The organism is Streptomyces sp. NPDC093568, from assembly GCF_044764945.1.
Taxonomy (GTDB): domain Bacteria; phylum Actinomycetota; class Actinomycetes; order Streptomycetales; family Streptomycetaceae; genus Streptomyces.
The window spans coordinates 1,859,516-1,875,180 of sequence record NZ_JBIWJD010000001.1 but is presented as its reverse complement, the minus strand read 5'-3'; the positions used below and the strand labels follow the sequence as shown (position 1 = coordinate 1,875,180).

The following is a 15,665-nucleotide window of genomic DNA, read 5'->3' as shown; positions in this document are numbered from 1 at the left end:
CCGCTACTTCAGGATCCTGGTGACCTGGCCGGCCCCCACCGTCCGGCCGCCCTCGCGGATGGCGAACTTCAGCCCTTCCTCCATCGCGATCGGCTGGATCAGCTGGACGTGCATGCTCGTGTTGTCGCCCGGCATGACCATCTCGGTGCCCCTGGGCAGGGTGACCACGCCCGTCACGTCCGTCGTGCGGAAGTAGAACTGCGGGCGGTAGTTGTCGAAGAAGGGCGTGTGCCGACCGCCCTCGTCCTTGGACAGGATGTACGCCCGCGCCTCGAACCGCGTGTGCGGGGCCACCGAGCCGGGCTTGACGACGACCTGGCCGCGCTCGACGTCCTCCCGCTTCACTCCCCGCAGCAGCAGCCCCACGTTCTCACCGGCCCGGCCCTCGTCGAGGAGTTTGCGGAACATCTCGATGCCGGTGACCGTGGTCCTCCTCTTCTGGTCGTGGATCCCGATGATCTCGACCTCGCTGTTCACCAGCAGCTTGCCGCGCTCGATGCGGCCGGTGACGACCGTGCCCCGGCCGGTGATGGTGAACACGTCCTCGATCGGCATCAGGAACGGCCTGTCGACGTCCCGCTCCGGCTCGGGGACCGCCGTGTCCACGGCGTCCAGCAGGTCGAGCACCGACCGGGTCCACTCCGGGTCGCCCTCCAGGGCCCTGAGCGCCGAGACCTTCACCACCGGGACGTCGTCGCCCGGGAACTCGTACTCGGTCAGCAGCTCGCGCACCTCCAGCTCGACGAGCTCCAGGATCTCCTCGTCGTCGACCATGTCGGTCTTGTTGAGCGCCACGACGATGTACGGCACCCCGACCTGCCGGGCCAGCAGCACATGTTCCTTGGTCTGCGGCATCGGCCCGTCCGTCGCCGCCACGACCAGGATCGCGCCGTCCATCTGGGCCGCGCCGGTGATCATGTTCTTGATGTAGTCGGCGTGTCCGGGGCAGTCGACGTGCGCGTAGTGCCGGTGCTCGGTCTGGTACTCGACGTGCGCGATGGAGATGGTGATGCCGCGCTGCCGCTCCTCGGGCGCCTTGTCGATCTGGTCGAACGGCGTGAACGGGTTCAGCTCGGGATACCTGTCGTGCAGCACCTTCGTGATGGCCGCCGTCAGGGTGGTCTTCCCGTGGTCGATGTGTCCGATGGTCCCGATGTTCACGTGCGGCTTGGTCCGTTGGAACTTCGCCTTCGCCATGGCGAGCCCTCCTGAGCATCCGGGTGATGCCGAGCCTTGCTCCGCTCCCTCCTGTCTATTCGGTTCCCGGCGCGTCGAACAGGGCGCTCACGGACTCCCCGTTGTGAATGCGGCGCACGGCCTCGGCGAGCGCCGGAGCGATGGACAGGATCCGGAGCTTCTCGGTGCGCTCCTCGGCCGCGATCGGCACGGTGTTGGTGCACACGATCTCCAGTACGTCCGGCTGCTCGCCGATCCGCTTCAGCGCGCCGGACGCGAACAGGCCGTGCGTACAGGCGACGCGGATCGAGCGCGGCCCCAACTCCCGCAGCCGGTCGAGGAGTTCGAGGACCGTGCTGCCCTTGGCGATCTCGTCGTCCAGGATGATGACGTCCCGCCCGGCCACCTCGCCGATGACGGAGCTGATGCTGACCCGGTCGTCCGCGAACCGCTGCTTGGCGCCCGCCGCCACCTGGGCGCCGATGAGCCGAGCGAACGCGGCGGCCTCCTTGGCGTTGCCGAGGTCCGGCGAGACCACCGTCGTCCGGGTCAGGTCGTACTGCCGGAAGTGGGCGGCGAGTTCGCGCAGCGCGTGCAGGTGGTCGACCGGCACCGTGAAGAAGCCGTGCACCTGCGGTGCGTGCAGCGTCATGGCGAGGACGCGCCCGGCGCCGGCCGCGACCATCAGGTCGGCGACGAGCCGGCCGCCGAGCGAGATGCGGGGCGCGTCCTTCTTGTCGGAGCGGGCGTAGGAGTAGTGCGGCATGACCACGGTGATCCGGCGCGCGGACGCCCCGCGCGCGGCGTCGCACATCAGCAGCAGCTCGACCAGGTGCTCCTGGACCGGCCGGACCAAGGGCTGGATCAGGAAGACGTCCCGTTCCCGGCAGTTGGCCTGAAGCTGCACCTCCAGACAGTCGTTGGCGAACCGGCTGACCCGGGTCGGGCTCAGCGGCACCCCCAGATGAGAGCAGACCTCCGCGGCCAGTTCGGGGTGGGCACTACCGCTGAACACGGCGATCTCTCGCACGATCCGCTCCTCGCATGATCACTCCGGGTGGCGGACTCATGCTACTGACCTCAGCAGAAACGTTGCGGCTCAGATCCGGGCAGGTCTCCGCGCCCGGTGTGCGCCGTCGCCGGTCCGCCCGGCAGGGGAAGCAATCGGCCAACGAATCGGTCCGGCAAGGCATTTGGGGGTATCCGAACAGCAGGGAAGGAGGAACGTCGACATGACGACCCCCATCAAGCGCATCAACAAGCGCATGCCCGGCTGGGCCAAAGCGGTGAGCGCCCTCGTGCTGGTGCTCGTCGTCTTCTTCGCCGGGATCCGGCTGAGCGTGATCCCCGGCCTCAAGGACCTGTTCGGCACCGAGACCAACGACCGCTCGGGTCCCGCGCTGCTCCAGTCCATCCAGGACATGAGCCGCTACGAGGCCGCCTCCGGCAACTTCCAGATCGTCGTGGATCTGGAGAAGGACGCCAAGTTCCTGCCGGACGCGATCCGCGGCTCCCGCACCCTGTACGTCGGCGCGGGCTCCGTGGACGCCTATGTCGATCTCGGAAAGGTCGGCGAGGACGACGTCACGGTCAACGGCGACCGTACGTCCGCCACCCTGCGCCTGCCGCACGCCGCGCTCGGCAAACCGTCCCTCGACCCCGACCGCTCCTACGCCGTCTCCAAGCAGCGCGGTCTCCTCGACCGCCTCGGTGACCTCTTCTCGGACAACCCGAACAGCGAACAGGCCGTGCAGAAGCTGGCCGTGCGGCACATCGGCGACGCCGCCAAGGAGAGCGGTCTGACCGCACGCGCGGAGACCAACACCACCAGCATGCTCGAAGGGCTCCTGCACTCGCTGGGCTTCAAGGAGGTGAAGGTGACCTACGGGGCCTGACCCCTCGGTCCTCGGCCCTCGAGGTTCGGCCTTCCCTCAGGAGTGGACCCCCGGAAGGGCCAGTGCCCCGAGGACGGTCGCGCCCACCAGCAGCCAGGCCACGTAGTCCCCGACGTGCCCGGACTGCAGGCGCCTGAGCGGCCGTGCCCGGTCCGGGGCGGTGAGCAGCCCCGGCCGGGTGACGGCCACGGCCGCCAGGCCCAGGGCCAGGGCGGTCGAGATGAGGTCCAGCAGCACACCGACCGGGCTCCAGTGCGGTGCGGGGACCACGGCACCGCCGGAGCCGGCCTCGTTGACGGCGTGCGCGACCACCTCGCCGAAGCCCGGGGCGACGCCGACGGCCAGTGCCCCGGCGAGCAGCACGGCGGGGACGGCCGTCATGGTGTCGGGGATCCGCCCGAGCCGGTGCCGTGTCTCGGGCCGCTCCCCGACACCGGTCGTCTCGTACTCGGTGTCGTCCGCGGGTGCCTGACCCAGCCCTAGGAACACCCGAGCCGCGACCCGCAGTACCGCCCCTGCGGTGAGGGCGCTCGCGAGGACGTACAGCACGGTGAGCGGGCCGCCCACCGCCTCCTCCGTGACGGCCTTGCCGAACGCCGTGCCGAAGGGCGGGAGTCCGGCGAGCGCGAGCCCGCCGACCGCGTACATCACGGCGACGCCGCGCAGTTCCCGGGCCCGGCCGTGCAGGGCGTGCTCGTCGACGTTGCCGTACCGGTCGAGGAGGATGCCCGTGCAGGCGAACAGGGCGGCCTTCACTCCGGCGTGCCCGACGACGTACAGCGCGATCCCGTCGTCGGCCTCGGGCTTCAGCACGCCGATGCCGATCAGGAACAGCCCGGTGTGGGCCACCGTCGAGTACGCGAGGAGCCGTTTGATGTGCCGCTGGTACCAGCACATCACCGCGCCGATCACCGCGGTCAGCGCGCCCAGCGTGAGGAGCACCCGTTCCAGGTCGGCCGCCGGGACTCCGCCGGGTCCGGCGAAGACCGTGCCGTACACCCGCCAGACGCCGTACACGCCGAGTTCGACCATGACGCCCGACAGCAGCATGCACACGGGGGTGGGGGCGACGGCGTGGGCGTCCGGGAGCCAGAAGTGGAACGGGACGGCGGCCGCCTTGACCAGCAGGCCGGTCAGGACGAGGACGAAGGCGGCGAGGACCAGCGCGTCCGGCGGCCCGTGCGCGTCCAGACCGCGGCCGATCTGCGCCATGGCGAGTTCGCCGGTGCGGGCGTAGAGCAGGGCGATGCCCATCAGCATGGCGTAGGCGCCCAGCGAGGTGACGACCGCGAAGGTCAGCGCGCCCTGGACGGCCTTGGCCTCGTCGATGCTGGTGCCGGTCAGGGCGTAGGCGACGACGCTCATGAGCTCGAACCACACGAAGGCGTTGAACAGGTCGCCCGCGATCGAGAAGCCGCACATGCCGGCCTGGAGGAGCAGCAGCAGCGCGGGGAAGGAGCCGGCGTGCCGGCGCGGGGGTTCGTCGAAGTAGTGCCAGGAGTACACCAGGGCCGCGAGGGTCAGTACGGAGGTCAGGGCGGCCATGCCGAGGCCGGCGCCGTCGCCGATCAGGACGATGCCGACGCTGTGGCCGTTGACGGGCGTCCAGCCGCCGGCCCATGCGGCCATCGGCGGCGAGGAGTTCAGCAGCAGCGCGATCGCGAGCCCGGCGGTCCCCGCCGAGACCGCGCAGCCCAGCGATTCGGCGAGGACGCGGGGCAGGCGGCGGCCGCCCGCGACCAGCAGGGCGGCCCCGAGGAGCGGGACGGCGACGAGCAGCGGCAGCAGGTCGTTCATCAGCCGCGCAGCTCGGAGAGTTCGTCGGGGTCGACGGTGCCGTGCCGTTTGGCGACCTGGATGACGAGGGCCAGGAGCAGGGCGGTGACCGTGGCGCCGACGACGACGTCGGTCAGGGCGAGGGCCTGGACGACCGGGTCGACGACGGGGCGTGACCCCGGCTCGATGTCGGAGAACACGGGCGCGGTGGCGTCGTCGCGGTAGCCGACGGCCAGCAGCAGGACATAGGTGCCGCACTGGCACACGGACAGACAGCCGACGGCGTGGATCAGATTGCGGCTGGTGGCGAGGCCGTAGCAGCCGACGAGGAAGACCCATGCGGCGACGAGGTAGGGCACGACGTCCATCACGGCGCTCACTTCGCGTTCTCCTCCTCGATCTCGACGGCCTGGTCCAGGAAGCGGGCGAGCAGCACGACGACCGCGCAGGCGACCTCCATGCCGACGGCCGCGTTCAGCAGCGGCACGGTGCCGCCCGAGGCCAGCGTGTTGAACGTGCCGTACGGCAGCAGGGTGTTGGCAAGGAAAGCCGTACCGCCGATGAGGCCCGCGAGGCCGGTGACCAGGTAGGCCGAGGCGGACAGGGCGTCACCGACCTCGAACGTGCCGACCGGGCGGATCCGTTCCAGGGCGCGGTAGTCGGCGCCGAGGTAGAGCAGGTGCAGGGAGGTCGCGGCGACGACGCCGCCCTGGAAGCCGCCGCCGGGGCTGAGCTGGCCGTGCGCGATGACGTACAGGCCGGTGACCAGGGCGACCGGCAGGACGAGGAGGGCGTACCGGCGTACGGGCGGGGCCACTTCGGCCGGTTCGGGCCGGGCGCGGTGCTCGTCCTGGGTCTGCCGCAGCAGGACGACGCATCCGACCACGGCGGCGAACAGGATGATCATCTCGCCGAGGGTGTCGAAGGCGCGCTGGTCGAAGTTGACGGAGGCGATGGTGTTGGCGGTGTGCCGGTCGAGGGAGGCCCGTACGGCACGGTCGCCGTAGGGATGCCGGTCGCCGCCGAAGTGCGGCAGCTCCAGACAGGCGGCCACGAGGAGCGCGGCGAGGCCCGCGATCCCTACGGCGACGAGCCGGAGCCGGGTGCGCGGGCTCACCGCTCGCGCCCCTTGCGCCGTTTGACCTTGCGGACCGCGAGAAGCATCAGCAGCGGCGTGAGGGCGCCGCCGACCGCGAGCTGCGACAGGGCGACGTCGGGTGCCTGCACCACGGTGAACAGCACGGCGAGCGCGACACCGAGGACGGCCAGCACCAGGGCCTGGCGCACCGGGTCACGGACCAGGACGGCCACGGTCGCGCAGGCGCCCACCAGCAGCAGTGCGACGACGATCACCGCGTCAGCCACCGCGCACCCCCGTGAAACCACCGGACAGCGCACGGGAGGCGACCACGTTGCCGGCGACCAGCAGCACGCCGATGACGAGGAGTTTCGCCATCGCCCGGCTCGGGCCGGCCGCCACGCACAGCACTAGGACGACCGTCGCGCCAAGTGCGGCGGCGGCCCAGGTCAGGCCGCCGGCGCGGGGCGGGTCGCCGGCGAGTTCGTCGTGCAGCAGGCGGGCGAAGACGAGCGTGCCGACCGGTCCGAGCAGGGCGAGGACCAGGGCGACGTCGACGTAGGCGGGGCGGTCGTAGGCCTGCGCCAGCAGGAGCAGTCCGGGACAGGCCAGGGCCGAGGACAGGTTCTGGGCCACGGCACGGCGGCGCAGCGGGCCGGTGGCGACGCCCCAGAGCGTGGCGCCCACTCCCGCGCCGAGCACGACGGTCGCCGCGAGGAGCCAGCCGTTCATCGCCCGGTCACCGCCCGGCGTGCGGCGACCGCCGCGAGTGCCGCCGCGCCGGCGACGCCTGCGCCGACCGTGAGTTCCAGGGTGTCCACGGCGCTGATGAGGACCAGCCACAGCACGGCGAGCGCGGCCCACCAGGCCAGGAACTCGGCCGTGACGAAGAACGCCGTACGCCGGTTCACACGCCACCTCCGCGCGTCTGGCAGCTTCCGCTCGCCGCTGCGAAATGTCCCTGTTTTCCGTTCCGCGCCATCCAAGCACCGCCCCGCACGGCCAGAGCGGCGGCGCGCGGGTCTCCGCCGGAGTGCCCCGGCAGCGGGAGGGGAAACGGGACGGCGAGGGCGGACCGGGCGCAAACGCGACGGCATCGCGGCGCATTACCGGGGTAGTCCCCCTACTACGAAGGGCTGTTGAAGACTGGAGGATCGCATGGCCCGTGGAACCCCACATTCGCGCGCCACATTGCACCCCGGCACTCCCAAGTCCACTGGTACCGCTAAGCCGTCCGCGGGCGGCCTCATGTCCGTGCTCGGCTTCAAGTCCGTGAAGGGCTCGAAGCCTGCGAGGGGCGGGGGGAAGTCGGGCGGGGGCGCCAAATCGAAGGGCTCGGCGAAGGCGAAGGCGACGGCGAAGGCGAAGCGCCCGGCGAAGTCCGGGCGCCGCGCGGAGTCCCGAAGCACCTCGCGACCCGGTCGAAGTCCCCTGCGCGTTCTCGCCCGGCTGGTGGCGATGCTGTGCGCGTTCGCGTTCATGGTCGCCTTCGCCGTCGTGCTGGCGAAGCTCACCCTGCAGCCGTCGCCAGCGTCGGAGGCCCTGACGCACACCAACCTGCAGCCGGGCAGCACCCTGCGGGCCTATCTGGACCAGCCCGAACTGCGCGACGCCGTCAAGCAGATCGGCGGCAACCTGCTGCTGGGCGTTCCGTTCGGCATCCTGGTCCCCGTCGTCGCCCCGCGCACGCGCGGCGTCCTGCGCGTCCTGCTGCTGACGGCGACCGTGATGCTCCTCGTCGAGTTCGCGCAGGGCGCGCTGGTGACGGGGCGGGCCTTCGACATCGACGACGTCATCCTCAACACGACCGGCGCCCTGATCGGCTACCTCCTGCTCGGGCGGCGGCTGAGCCGCGTGGTGCACGCGCGCAAGCCCAGCGCCGCCTAGCGCAGGGGAGCCGCGCGCCGCCTAGCGCAGCACCAACTGCGCGATGGCCACGGCCCCGACCACGACGATGAACGCGCGCAGCACCGCGGGACGCAGCCGGCGGCCCGCGGTGGCACCGAGGTGGCCGCCGGCCGCGGACCCGATCGCGAGCAGGGCGACGGCCGGCCAGTCGAAGTCGGCGACGACGAGGAAGAAGAGCGCGGCCGTGGAGTTGACGACGGCGACGAGCACGTTCTTGACGGCGGTGAGGCGTTGCAGGCCGTCATCGAGGAGCATGCCCATCAGCGCGACGTAGATGATGCCCTGGGCGGCCGAGAAGTAGCCGCCGTAGACGCTGGCCAGGGTCAGCCCCACGAGCAGCAGGGGGCCGCCGTCGGAGCGGGCGGGCCTTCCGGTGCGGGCCCTTCTCTCACGCAGTCGCCGGCTGATGAACGGCTGGAGGACGACCAGCACGAGCGCGAGCCCGACCAGGACCGGCACGATCCGTTCGAACGCCGAGGCGGGCAGGGCGAGCAGCAGCGTGGCACCCGTGAGTCCGCCGAGGAGGGCGCCGGCGCCCCATTTCAGGAGGCGCCGGCGCTGGCCGCTCAGTTCGCGCCGGTACCCGATGGCTCCGCTGATCGAGCCCGGAATCAGGCCGAGCGCGTTGGAGACCGTGGCGGTGACGGGCGGCAGGCCGGTCGCGAGCAGCACCGGGAACGTGATCAACGTGCCGGAGCCGACGACGGCGTTCACGGCGCCGGCGACGACGCCCGCGCCCGGGACGGCGAGCAGCTCACCTATGTGTGCGGCGTTCATGGCCAGAGGCCTAGGAATTCAACGGTTCGGCGGCGGACGAACCGTGCCGGGGCTCGCGGCGCCCCACCCGCACCGGCAACTACTGGTCCGTACCAAGATATTGACGCCCTCTTATCTCACCTCTTAAATCAAGTGGCGACACCTTCACCCCCCACCTCGGTCGGCGCACCCGTCCATCGGGTCGCCGCACGGAAGGGAGCACGATGGCTTCCCCACGCCTGCTCCGCACGTGTCTCCTCGCCGCCCTCTCGGCGGTTCTGGTCGCGTCCGCGGCGATCGGACCCGCGCAGGCGGAACCGCCGAACGCCTCGGCGGCGGACGTCTCGGCGGCGGCCGTGACGTTCTCCGACTCCTTCGACGGCCCCGCGGGTGCCGCGGTCGACTCGTCGAAGTGGCAGATCGAGACCGGCGACAACGTCAACAACCACGAGCGGCAGTACTACACGTCCGGCAACAAGAACGCGGCACTGAACGGCCAGGGCCAGCTGGTGATCACGGCCCGGCGCGAGAACCCCGCCAACTACCAGTGCTGGTACGGCACTTGCCAGTACACCTCGGCCCGGCTGAACACCTCCGGGAAGTTCACCGCCCAGTACGGGCACATCGAGGCCCGGATGAAGGTGCCGCGCGGGCAGGGCATGTGGCCGGCGTTCTGGATGCTCGGCACACCGGTCAACTGGCCGGACTCGGGCGAGATCGACATCATGGAGAACGTCGGCTTCGAGCCCTCGACCGTGCACGGCACAATCCACGGCCCCGGCTACTCCGGCTCGGGCGGCATAGGGGCCGGCTACACCCTGCCGAACGGGCAGGCCTTCGCCGACGCCTTCCACACCTTCGCCGTGGACTGGGCTCCCGACTCCATCACCTGGTCCGTGGACGGCAACGTCTACCAGCGGCGCACCCCGGCCGACCTGGGCGGCCGCCAGTGGGTCTTCAACAAGCCGTTCTTCCTGATCCTGAACCTCGCGGTGGGCGGCTACTGGCCCGGCGACCCGGACGGCTCCACGGTGTTCCCGCAGCAGCTCGTGGTGGACCACGTCTCGGTGACGACCGGGGACAGCGCGTCCGGCGGCGCGATAAGGGGCCTGGCCGGCAAGTGCGTCGACGTGGCCGGGGCGAGCTCCGCCAACGGCACGCCCGTACAGCTCTACGACTGCAACGGCTCCGCCGCCCAGCGGTGGAGCGTCGGCTCGGACGGCACGCTGCGCGCGCTCGGCAAGTGCCTGGACGCCACCGGCAACGGCACCGCGGACGGCACGACCGTGCAGCTGTGGGACTGCACCGGTGGGCCCAATCAGAGATGGACCGTCACAGCCGCACGCGACATCGTCAATCCACAGGCCGACAAGTGCCTCGACGTGACCGGGAACAACTCGGCCAACGGCACCCGGCTGCAGATCTGGACCTGCACCGGTGGCAGCAACCAGAAGTGGACGGTGGGCTGACCGGCCGGCTAGTGGTGATGCCAGGTGAACTTGTCGCCGCCGACCCAGCGAACCACGTCCGGGTCGTCGAGATCATGGACCGTGATGCCGAAGGCGGCGGCGGTCTCCAGGACGTCGGTGATCGCCCTGGCAAACCCGACCACGGCACCGTCGATCTCCATGATCCGGAACGGAGGCGTGCCCGGCTGAACCCCGAGCACCATGATCCGCGGATGTGACATATGCGGGCTCGCGCTTTCGGTCATGAATAGAGCGTAGAGCGCTACCCGCGTCAACGGATCCTTCAGACCATCGGGACATCTCGGATCCGGGCCGCCGGCCCTGTCCGCGCCACCGTGCGGGCGCGGCAGGGCCGGGGAACCCTGGAGGTGGAGGTGGCCATGGATCCCGTGGAGGCGCTGAACCGGATCGCCTTTCTGCTGGAGCGGTCCCTGGAGCCGACGTACCGGGTGCGTGCCTTCCGTACGGCGGCCCGGGTGCTCGCGGAGCTGCCCGAGGACGAGGTGCGGGCGCGGGCCGAGGCCGGGACGCTGGAGCGGCTGCGGGGTGTGGGCCCGAAGACGGCCCAGGTGGCGCGCGAGGCGCTGGCCGGTCAGGTGCCCGGATACCTCAAGGACCTGGAGGACCGGCCCGCGGCCGAGCTGCCCGCGGGTGGCCGGTTGTGGGAACTGCTGCGCGGGGACTGCCATCTGCACTCCGACTGGTCGGACGGGGGCAGTCCGATCGAGGAGATGGGCCGCACGGCGGCCGAGCTCGGGCACGAGTGGGCGGTGCTGACCGATCACTCACCGCGGCTGACCGTCGCCCGGGGCCTGTCGGCCGACCGGCTGCGCGAACAGCTGGAGGTGGTGGACCGGCTGAACACGACCTGGGCGCCGTTCCGGCTGCTCACCGGTATCGAGTGCGACATCCTCGAGGACGGCTCACTCGACCAGGAGCCGGAGCTGCTGGAGCGGCTCGACGTGGTCGTGGTGTCCGTGCACTCCAAGCTGCGCATGGAGGCCCGCGCGATGACCCGCCGGATGGTCGCCGCCGTACGGAATCCGCACGCGGACATCCTCGGGCACTGCACCGGGCGGCTGGTCACCGGGCGGGGCCGGCCGGAGTCGGAGTTCGACGCCCAGGAGGTGTTCGCCGCGTGCGCGGAGTCCGGCACGGCGGTGGAGATCAACAGCCGCCCCGAGCGGCTGGACCCGCCCCGGCGGCTGCTGCGGCAGGCGGTGGCGGCGGGCGTGCTGTTCTCGGTCGACACCGACGCGCACGCGCCGGGACAGCTGGACTGGCAGCGGTACGGCTGTGCGCGGGCGGAGGAGTGCGGGGTGCCCGCCGATCGGGTTCTCACCACGTGGACGGCGGACGAGCTGCTGGCCTGGACGCGTGAGAAGTAGGCGCGCCGGGGCGTGACGCAGATCACCGGCCGGTAGGGCGAACTCAGGAACACCCATCGGTAGTTTCCCGTTGAACCAGCCGTGGGTGCGGATGGGACAGTGTCCCCGGGCCTCACCTTTTGCCCACAGGGACGATCGTTCGGCTGAAGCCCTGTGGAGCCTTTCGCCGAGAGGCGACCGCCATCCGCACCCACCCCTGATCGCCCCGACCGGAATCCCCCGTCCGGCCGGGGCTTTTCTTTTCCCTGCGGACGCCCTTCTCCGTGCGGACGTCCTCTCCCTGTGCGGAAGCGCGCACTCCGGGTCGGCTTGACTTCGAGAGCACTCCAATTCGTAGCGTTTCGGACATGAGCACTGCACAGCACAAGATCGGTTCGGGGTTCGGCGCCCACAGCACCGCCGAAGACGTCCTCAGCGGCATCGACCTGTCCGGCAAGCTCGCCGTCGTCACCGGCGGTTACTCGGGACTCGGCCTGGAGACCACGCGTGCCCTCACGAACGCCGGCGCCCGGGTCGTGGTGCCCGCCCGGCGTCCGGAGGCCGCGCGGGATGCCCTCCGGGGACTGAACGGTGTCGAGGTGGACGAGCTGGACCTCGGCGACCTGGAGAGCGTGCGCGGCTTCGCCGAGCGATTCCTCGCCTCCGGCCGCGCGGTCGACATCGTGATCGACAACGCCGGCATCATGGCCTGCCCGGAGACCCGGGTCGGGCCCGGCTGGGAGGCGCAGTTCGCGACCAACCACCTCGGACACTTCGCCCTGGTCAACCGCCTGTGGCCGGCGATCGAGCCGGGCGGCGCCCGCGTGGTGTCGGTGTCCTCGCGCGGCCACCACCTCTCCGGGATCCGCTGGGACGACGTCCACTGGCGCCGCGGCTACGACAAGTGGGAGGCGTACGGGCAGGCGAAGACCGCCAACGTCCTGTTCGCCGTCCACCTCGACAGGCTCGGGGCCGGCCACGGCGTACGGGCCTTCGCGCTCCACCCGGGCGGCATCCTCACCCCGCTGCAGCGCCACCTCCGGAAGGAGGAGATGGTCGAGCGCGGCTGGATCGACGAGCAGGGCAACCCGCTCAACCCCGAGGCCTTCAAGTCCCCGGAGCAGGGCGCGGCCACCCAGGTGTGGGCGGCCACGTCGCCGCAGCTGGACGGCATGGGCGGCGTCTACCTGGAGGACTGCGACATCGCCGAGCGCGCAGGCGACGGCGAGGAGCGCAGCGGCGTCAAGGACTGGGCGACCGACCCGGAGCAGGCGGCGCGGCTGTGGGAGCTGTCCGCGGAGCTGACGGGCGTCAACGAGTTCCCCGCGTAGCGCCCGCGCGGTCCGGGAGGCGACGTTCGAGCGCCGCGAACGGGGTACTCGAATGCCCCGTCCCCACTCTCCGGGAGGAGCCGCAGGTGAGCAGCGAACCGGCTCGCAGGGTCGTGGTCACCGGTGCCACGGGCAACGTGGGCACCAGCGTGGTGCGACTCCTCTCGGAGGATCCCGAGGTCGGCTCCGTGCTGGGACTGGCCCGCCGCACTCCCGACTGGTCCCCTCCGAAGACCGACTGGACGGCGGTCGACCTGGCCTCCGAGCAGACCGACCTGACGCGTCTGTTCACGGGCGCCACCGCCGTCATACACCTGGCCTGGGCGTTCCAGCCGACGCATGATCCGGCGACGACCTGGCGGACTAACGTGCTGGGCAGCATCCGGGTCTTCGAGGCGGTGGCCGAGGCGCGGGTGCCGACGCTGGTGCACGCGTCGTCGGTCGGCGCGTACTCGCCGGGGCCGAAGGAGCACGCCGTGGACGAGTCGTGGCCCACGCACGGCTGGCCCGACGCCGCGTACTGCCGGGAGAAGGCCTATCTGGAGCGGGCGCTGGACACCTTCGACCGGGCCCATCCCCGGGTGCGGGTGGTGCGGATGCGGCCGGCCTTCCTGTTCAAGCGGGAGTCGGCGAGCGAGCAGCGCCGGATCTTCGGCGGCCGTTTCCTGCCCGGCCCGCTGGTGCGCCCCGAGCTGCTGCCGTTCCTGCCCGACATCCCGGGACTGCGGGTGCAGGCCCTGCACACCGACGACGCGGCGGCCGCGTACCGGCTCGCCGTGATGTCCGACGTCCGGGGCGCCTTCAACCTCGCGGCCGACCCACCGGTCGACGCGGAGATGCTGGGCGGGATGCTCGGGGCGCGCCCGGTACGGCTCCCGCGCACGGCGATCCGTTCGGCGGTCGCCGCGGCGTGGGGGCTGCATCTGCTGCCCGCCTCGCCGCACCTCTTCGACGCGGTGCTCAGGCTGCCCCTGATGGACTGCACCCGCGCGCGTACGGAACTGGGCTGGCGCCCGCGGCGCACCGCGCCCGAGGTGCTGGAAGAGTTCCTGCAGGGCCTCCAGCACGGTGCGGGCGCGGCGACGGAGCCGATGCGGGGGCGGAAGGTGGGCTGACCCGGCGCAGGGCTCAAGCAGGCGGCTCCTGCGGCGTCGGATGCTCCGAACGGGCCGTGCCGGACGGCTGCGGCGTGCCCTGCCGGCCGGTGCCGGCCTCGTCCGTGTCCGGGACGTCCTCCGCTTCCTCGTCGTCCGCGGGCGGTTTCACGGGCACCTCCCAGGGGTCCTCCTCGCCCGCGCCCGCCTGCTGGTCCGGCAGGTCCCTGGGCACCGGATCCGGGGACTCTCCCGGCGCCTCACGACGGTGGTCGTCCATGGGTGCACCTCCCTACGTCGTTCAAGGGCCCCGCGAGTACCGTCCACACCAGGGACGAAACGTCGCTGCCTCAGTGCGCGACCCGCTCCGCCACCGCCGCGCCCGCGGTCGGCGACGAGCCGTCCGGCGCGGGCTCCGGGCGCCTGCCGCCGCGTGCGAAGAAGTCCGCGAGCGGCAGGATCGCGGCGCCCACGGTGACCGCGTCCGGGCCGAGCCGGCCCAGGTCGATGGTGACCTTGTGGGCCGGATGCCGCAGCGCGTACGAGGCCGCGTGCCGGCGTACGGCCGGCAGGAAGCGGGCGCCCAGCTGGAGTCCGGCCCAGCCGCCGATCAGGATGCGCTCGGGCTGGAAGAGGTTGATCAGGTCGGACAGGCCCGCGCCCACGTACTCGGCGGTCTCCTCCAGCACGGCGACCGCCACCGGGTCGGCCGCGCGGCCCTCGGCCGGGTAGGCGCCGGCCAGCATCGCCGTCAGCGCGGTCTCCTCGTCGGCGCCCTTGGGCGCGCTCCCACCCTGCTCGCGCCAGCGGTCGAGCAGCGACTCGGCGCCCGCGTAGGCCTCCAGGCAGCCGAGGGCCCCGCAGCGGCAGCGGCGCCCCCTGACCCGTACCGTCAGATGCCCCCACTCGACGGCCCGCCCGTGCTCCACCTCCGGGGTGACCAGGCAGGCGCCGACGCCGGAGCCGAAGAGCACGACGACCGCGTTGCGGGCGCCGCGGCCGCCGCCGAACCACATCTCCGCCTGGCCGAGGGTCCGGGCGCCGTTGTCGATGAAGTACGGGACGCCGTCCGGGAGCGGGGAGCCGTCGCGCAGGAGTTGCTCCAGCGGTACGGCGTCCCAGCCGATCGTCTGCCCGTGCACCACGGCACCGAGCTCGCCGGTGTCCTCGACGATGCCGGGGACGCCGATCCCGACGCCGAGCAGCCACTCGGGCCCGATGCCGGCGCCCGCGAGCACCTCGGCGATGCCGTCGCGGATGTGCCCGACGATGCCCTCGACCTCGTACCGCCGCTGGGTCAACGGCCGTTCCGCGCGGGCGAGTTCGGTGAGGGTCAGGTCGAACAGGCCGATCCGCACCCGGGTCTCGCCGACGTCGACGCCGATCATGTGGCCGCTGCCGGGCGCGACGCGCAGCAGGATGCGAGGCCGGCCGCCGTCGGAGTCGACGCTGCCGGCCTCCTCGACCAGGCCGTCGGCGATCAGCTCGGCGACGACGTTGCTGACGGAGCCGGAGCTGAGGCCGGTCGCGGGGCCGAGTTCGAAGCGGCTGAGGGGGCCGTCGAAGTACAGGCGCTGCAGTACGGCGGTGCGGTTGCCCCGCCTGAGGTCCCGTACTGTGCGCCCATTACGCCCCGCCATGCGGCTCCCTCCGGATCAGCCCTGGTCCCCCGCCGTGTTCGGACCGCCTCCCATTGTGACCTACGCCGCGTAGACGTCCTCCACGTACCGTCCGTCCGCGATCACCGCCTCCAGTTCATCGGGACGAGTCCGTGCCGTTCGGCGAGGGCGTCCAGCGGGCCGCCGGTCAGGGCAC

Annotated in this window: 18 protein-coding genes; 6 read left to right on the top strand and 12 right to left on the bottom strand. The window is 71.9% G+C overall.

The window, feature by feature from the left end:
• Nucleotides 1–3: 3 nt before the first annotated feature.
• The gene (gene tuf, locus ACIRD7_RS07310) at nucleotides 4–1,197 is read right to left on the bottom strand and encodes an elongation factor Tu (RefSeq protein ID WP_403450925.1); all 1,194 of its coding nucleotides are present in this window, start codon (nucleotides 1,195–1,197) and stop codon (nucleotides 4–6) included.
• Between the two features lie 55 nt (nucleotides 1,198–1,252).
• The gene (locus ACIRD7_RS07305) at nucleotides 1,253–2,206 is read right to left on the bottom strand and encodes a ribose-phosphate diphosphokinase (protein ID WP_403450922.1); all 954 of its coding nucleotides are present in this window, start codon (nucleotides 2,204–2,206) and stop codon (nucleotides 1,253–1,255) included.
• A 202-nt stretch (nucleotides 2,207–2,408) separates the two neighbouring features.
• Here ACIRD7_RS07305 and ACIRD7_RS07300 point away from each other — a divergent pair, with 202 nt between their 5' ends.
• On the top strand, nucleotides 2,409–3,071 hold the full coding sequence (locus ACIRD7_RS07300; RefSeq protein ID WP_403450919.1) for a DUF4230 domain-containing protein: 663 nt from the start codon (nucleotides 2,409–2,411) through the stop codon (nucleotides 3,069–3,071).
• A 36-nt stretch (nucleotides 3,072–3,107) separates the two neighbouring features.
• Here ACIRD7_RS07300 and ACIRD7_RS07295 read toward each other — a convergent pair whose 3' ends face one another.
• The 6 genes from ACIRD7_RS07295 to ACIRD7_RS07270 are packed head-to-tail and all read right to left on the bottom strand — an operon-like array spanning nucleotide 3,108 to nucleotide 6,836.
• Nucleotides 3,108–4,868, bottom strand: a complete 1,761-nt coding sequence (locus ACIRD7_RS07295; RefSeq protein ID WP_403450916.1) for a complex I subunit 5 family protein — start codon at nucleotides 4,866–4,868, stop codon at nucleotides 3,108–3,110.
• Nucleotides 4,868–5,215 (bottom strand): sodium:proton antiporter, encoded by a 348-nt coding sequence (locus ACIRD7_RS07290; RefSeq protein ID WP_403451706.1) that lies wholly within the window; start codon nucleotides 5,213–5,215, stop codon nucleotides 4,868–4,870. The genes ACIRD7_RS07295 and ACIRD7_RS07290 overlap by 1 nt, the downstream gene beginning before the upstream one ends.
• Nucleotides 5,216–5,223: 8 nt before the next feature.
• On the bottom strand, nucleotides 5,224–5,964 hold the full coding sequence (locus ACIRD7_RS07285; protein ID WP_403450913.1) for an MnhB domain-containing protein: 741 nt from the start codon (nucleotides 5,962–5,964) through the stop codon (nucleotides 5,224–5,226).
• Entirely contained in the window at nucleotides 5,961–6,212 is a 252-nt protein-coding gene (locus ACIRD7_RS07280; protein ID WP_403450911.1) for a Na(+)/H(+) antiporter subunit B, read from the bottom strand. The genes ACIRD7_RS07285 and ACIRD7_RS07280 overlap by 4 nt, the downstream gene beginning before the upstream one ends.
• Complete coding sequence (locus ACIRD7_RS07275) at nucleotides 6,205–6,657, bottom strand: monovalent cation/H+ antiporter complex subunit F (protein ID WP_403450909.1); 453 nt, start codon at nucleotides 6,655–6,657, stop codon at nucleotides 6,205–6,207. Before ACIRD7_RS07275 ends, ACIRD7_RS07280 begins: the two co-directional genes overlap by 8 nt.
• The gene (locus tag ACIRD7_RS07270) at nucleotides 6,654–6,836 is read right to left on the bottom strand and encodes a hypothetical protein (RefSeq protein ID WP_403450906.1); all 183 of its coding nucleotides are present in this window, start codon (nucleotides 6,834–6,836) and stop codon (nucleotides 6,654–6,656) included. The genes ACIRD7_RS07275 and ACIRD7_RS07270 overlap by 4 nt, the downstream gene beginning before the upstream one ends.
• A gap of 337 nt (nucleotides 6,837–7,173) precedes the next feature.
• Here ACIRD7_RS07270 and ACIRD7_RS07265 point away from each other — a divergent pair, with 337 nt between their 5' ends.
• Entirely contained in the window at nucleotides 7,174–7,812 is a 639-nt protein-coding gene (locus ACIRD7_RS07265; RefSeq protein WP_403450903.1) for a VanZ family protein, read from the top strand.
• A 21-nt stretch (nucleotides 7,813–7,833) separates the two neighbouring features.
• On the opposite strand, the gene ACIRD7_RS07260 is transcribed toward ACIRD7_RS07265, so the two are convergent.
• Nucleotides 7,834–8,610 (bottom strand): sulfite exporter TauE/SafE family protein, encoded by a 777-nt coding sequence (locus ACIRD7_RS07260; RefSeq protein ID WP_403450900.1) that lies wholly within the window; start codon nucleotides 8,608–8,610, stop codon nucleotides 7,834–7,836.
• Nucleotides 8,611–8,813: 203 nt separating this feature from the next.
• On the opposite strand from ACIRD7_RS07260, the gene ACIRD7_RS07255 reads away from it, so the two are divergent.
• Entirely contained in the window at nucleotides 8,814–10,058 is a 1,245-nt protein-coding gene (locus ACIRD7_RS07255) for a ricin-type beta-trefoil lectin domain protein (RefSeq protein ID WP_403450897.1), read from the top strand.
• 8 nt (nucleotides 10,059–10,066) lie between these two features.
• Here ACIRD7_RS07255 and ACIRD7_RS07250 read toward each other — a convergent pair whose 3' ends face one another.
• Complete coding sequence (locus ACIRD7_RS07250) at nucleotides 10,067–10,303, bottom strand: hypothetical protein (protein ID WP_403450894.1); 237 nt, start codon at nucleotides 10,301–10,303, stop codon at nucleotides 10,067–10,069.
• A 135-nt stretch (nucleotides 10,304–10,438) separates the two neighbouring features.
• On the opposite strand from ACIRD7_RS07250, the gene ACIRD7_RS07245 reads away from it, so the two are divergent.
• The 3 genes from ACIRD7_RS07245 to ACIRD7_RS07235 all read left to right on the top strand — a co-directional run bounded on the left by ACIRD7_RS07245 (nucleotide 10,439) and on the right by ACIRD7_RS07235 (nucleotide 13,871).
• Nucleotides 10,439–11,446, top strand: a complete 1,008-nt coding sequence (locus ACIRD7_RS07245; RefSeq protein ID WP_403450891.1) for a PHP domain-containing protein — start codon at nucleotides 10,439–10,441, stop codon at nucleotides 11,444–11,446.
• 347 nt (nucleotides 11,447–11,793) lie between these two features.
• Nucleotides 11,794–12,756, top strand: coding sequence for an SDR family NAD(P)-dependent oxidoreductase (locus ACIRD7_RS07240; protein WP_403450888.1), 963 nt, complete (start codon nucleotides 11,794–11,796; stop codon nucleotides 12,754–12,756).
• Between the two features lie 86 nt (nucleotides 12,757–12,842).
• Entirely contained in the window at nucleotides 12,843–13,871 is a 1,029-nt protein-coding gene (locus ACIRD7_RS07235; RefSeq protein WP_403450885.1) for an SDR family oxidoreductase, read from the top strand.
• 13 nt (nucleotides 13,872–13,884) lie between these two features.
• Here ACIRD7_RS07235 and ACIRD7_RS07230 read toward each other — a convergent pair whose 3' ends face one another.
• Both ACIRD7_RS07230 and ACIRD7_RS07225 read right to left on the bottom strand, forming a co-directional pair.
• A complete protein-coding gene (locus tag ACIRD7_RS07230; protein ID WP_403450882.1) occupies nucleotides 13,885–14,130 on the bottom strand; it encodes a hypothetical protein in 246 nt (81 codons plus the stop codon).
• 70 nt (nucleotides 14,131–14,200) lie between these two features.
• A complete protein-coding gene (locus tag ACIRD7_RS07225) occupies nucleotides 14,201–15,490 on the bottom strand; it encodes an ROK family protein (RefSeq protein WP_403450879.1) in 1,290 nt (429 codons plus the stop codon).
• Nucleotides 15,491–15,665 lie beyond the last annotated feature (175 nt).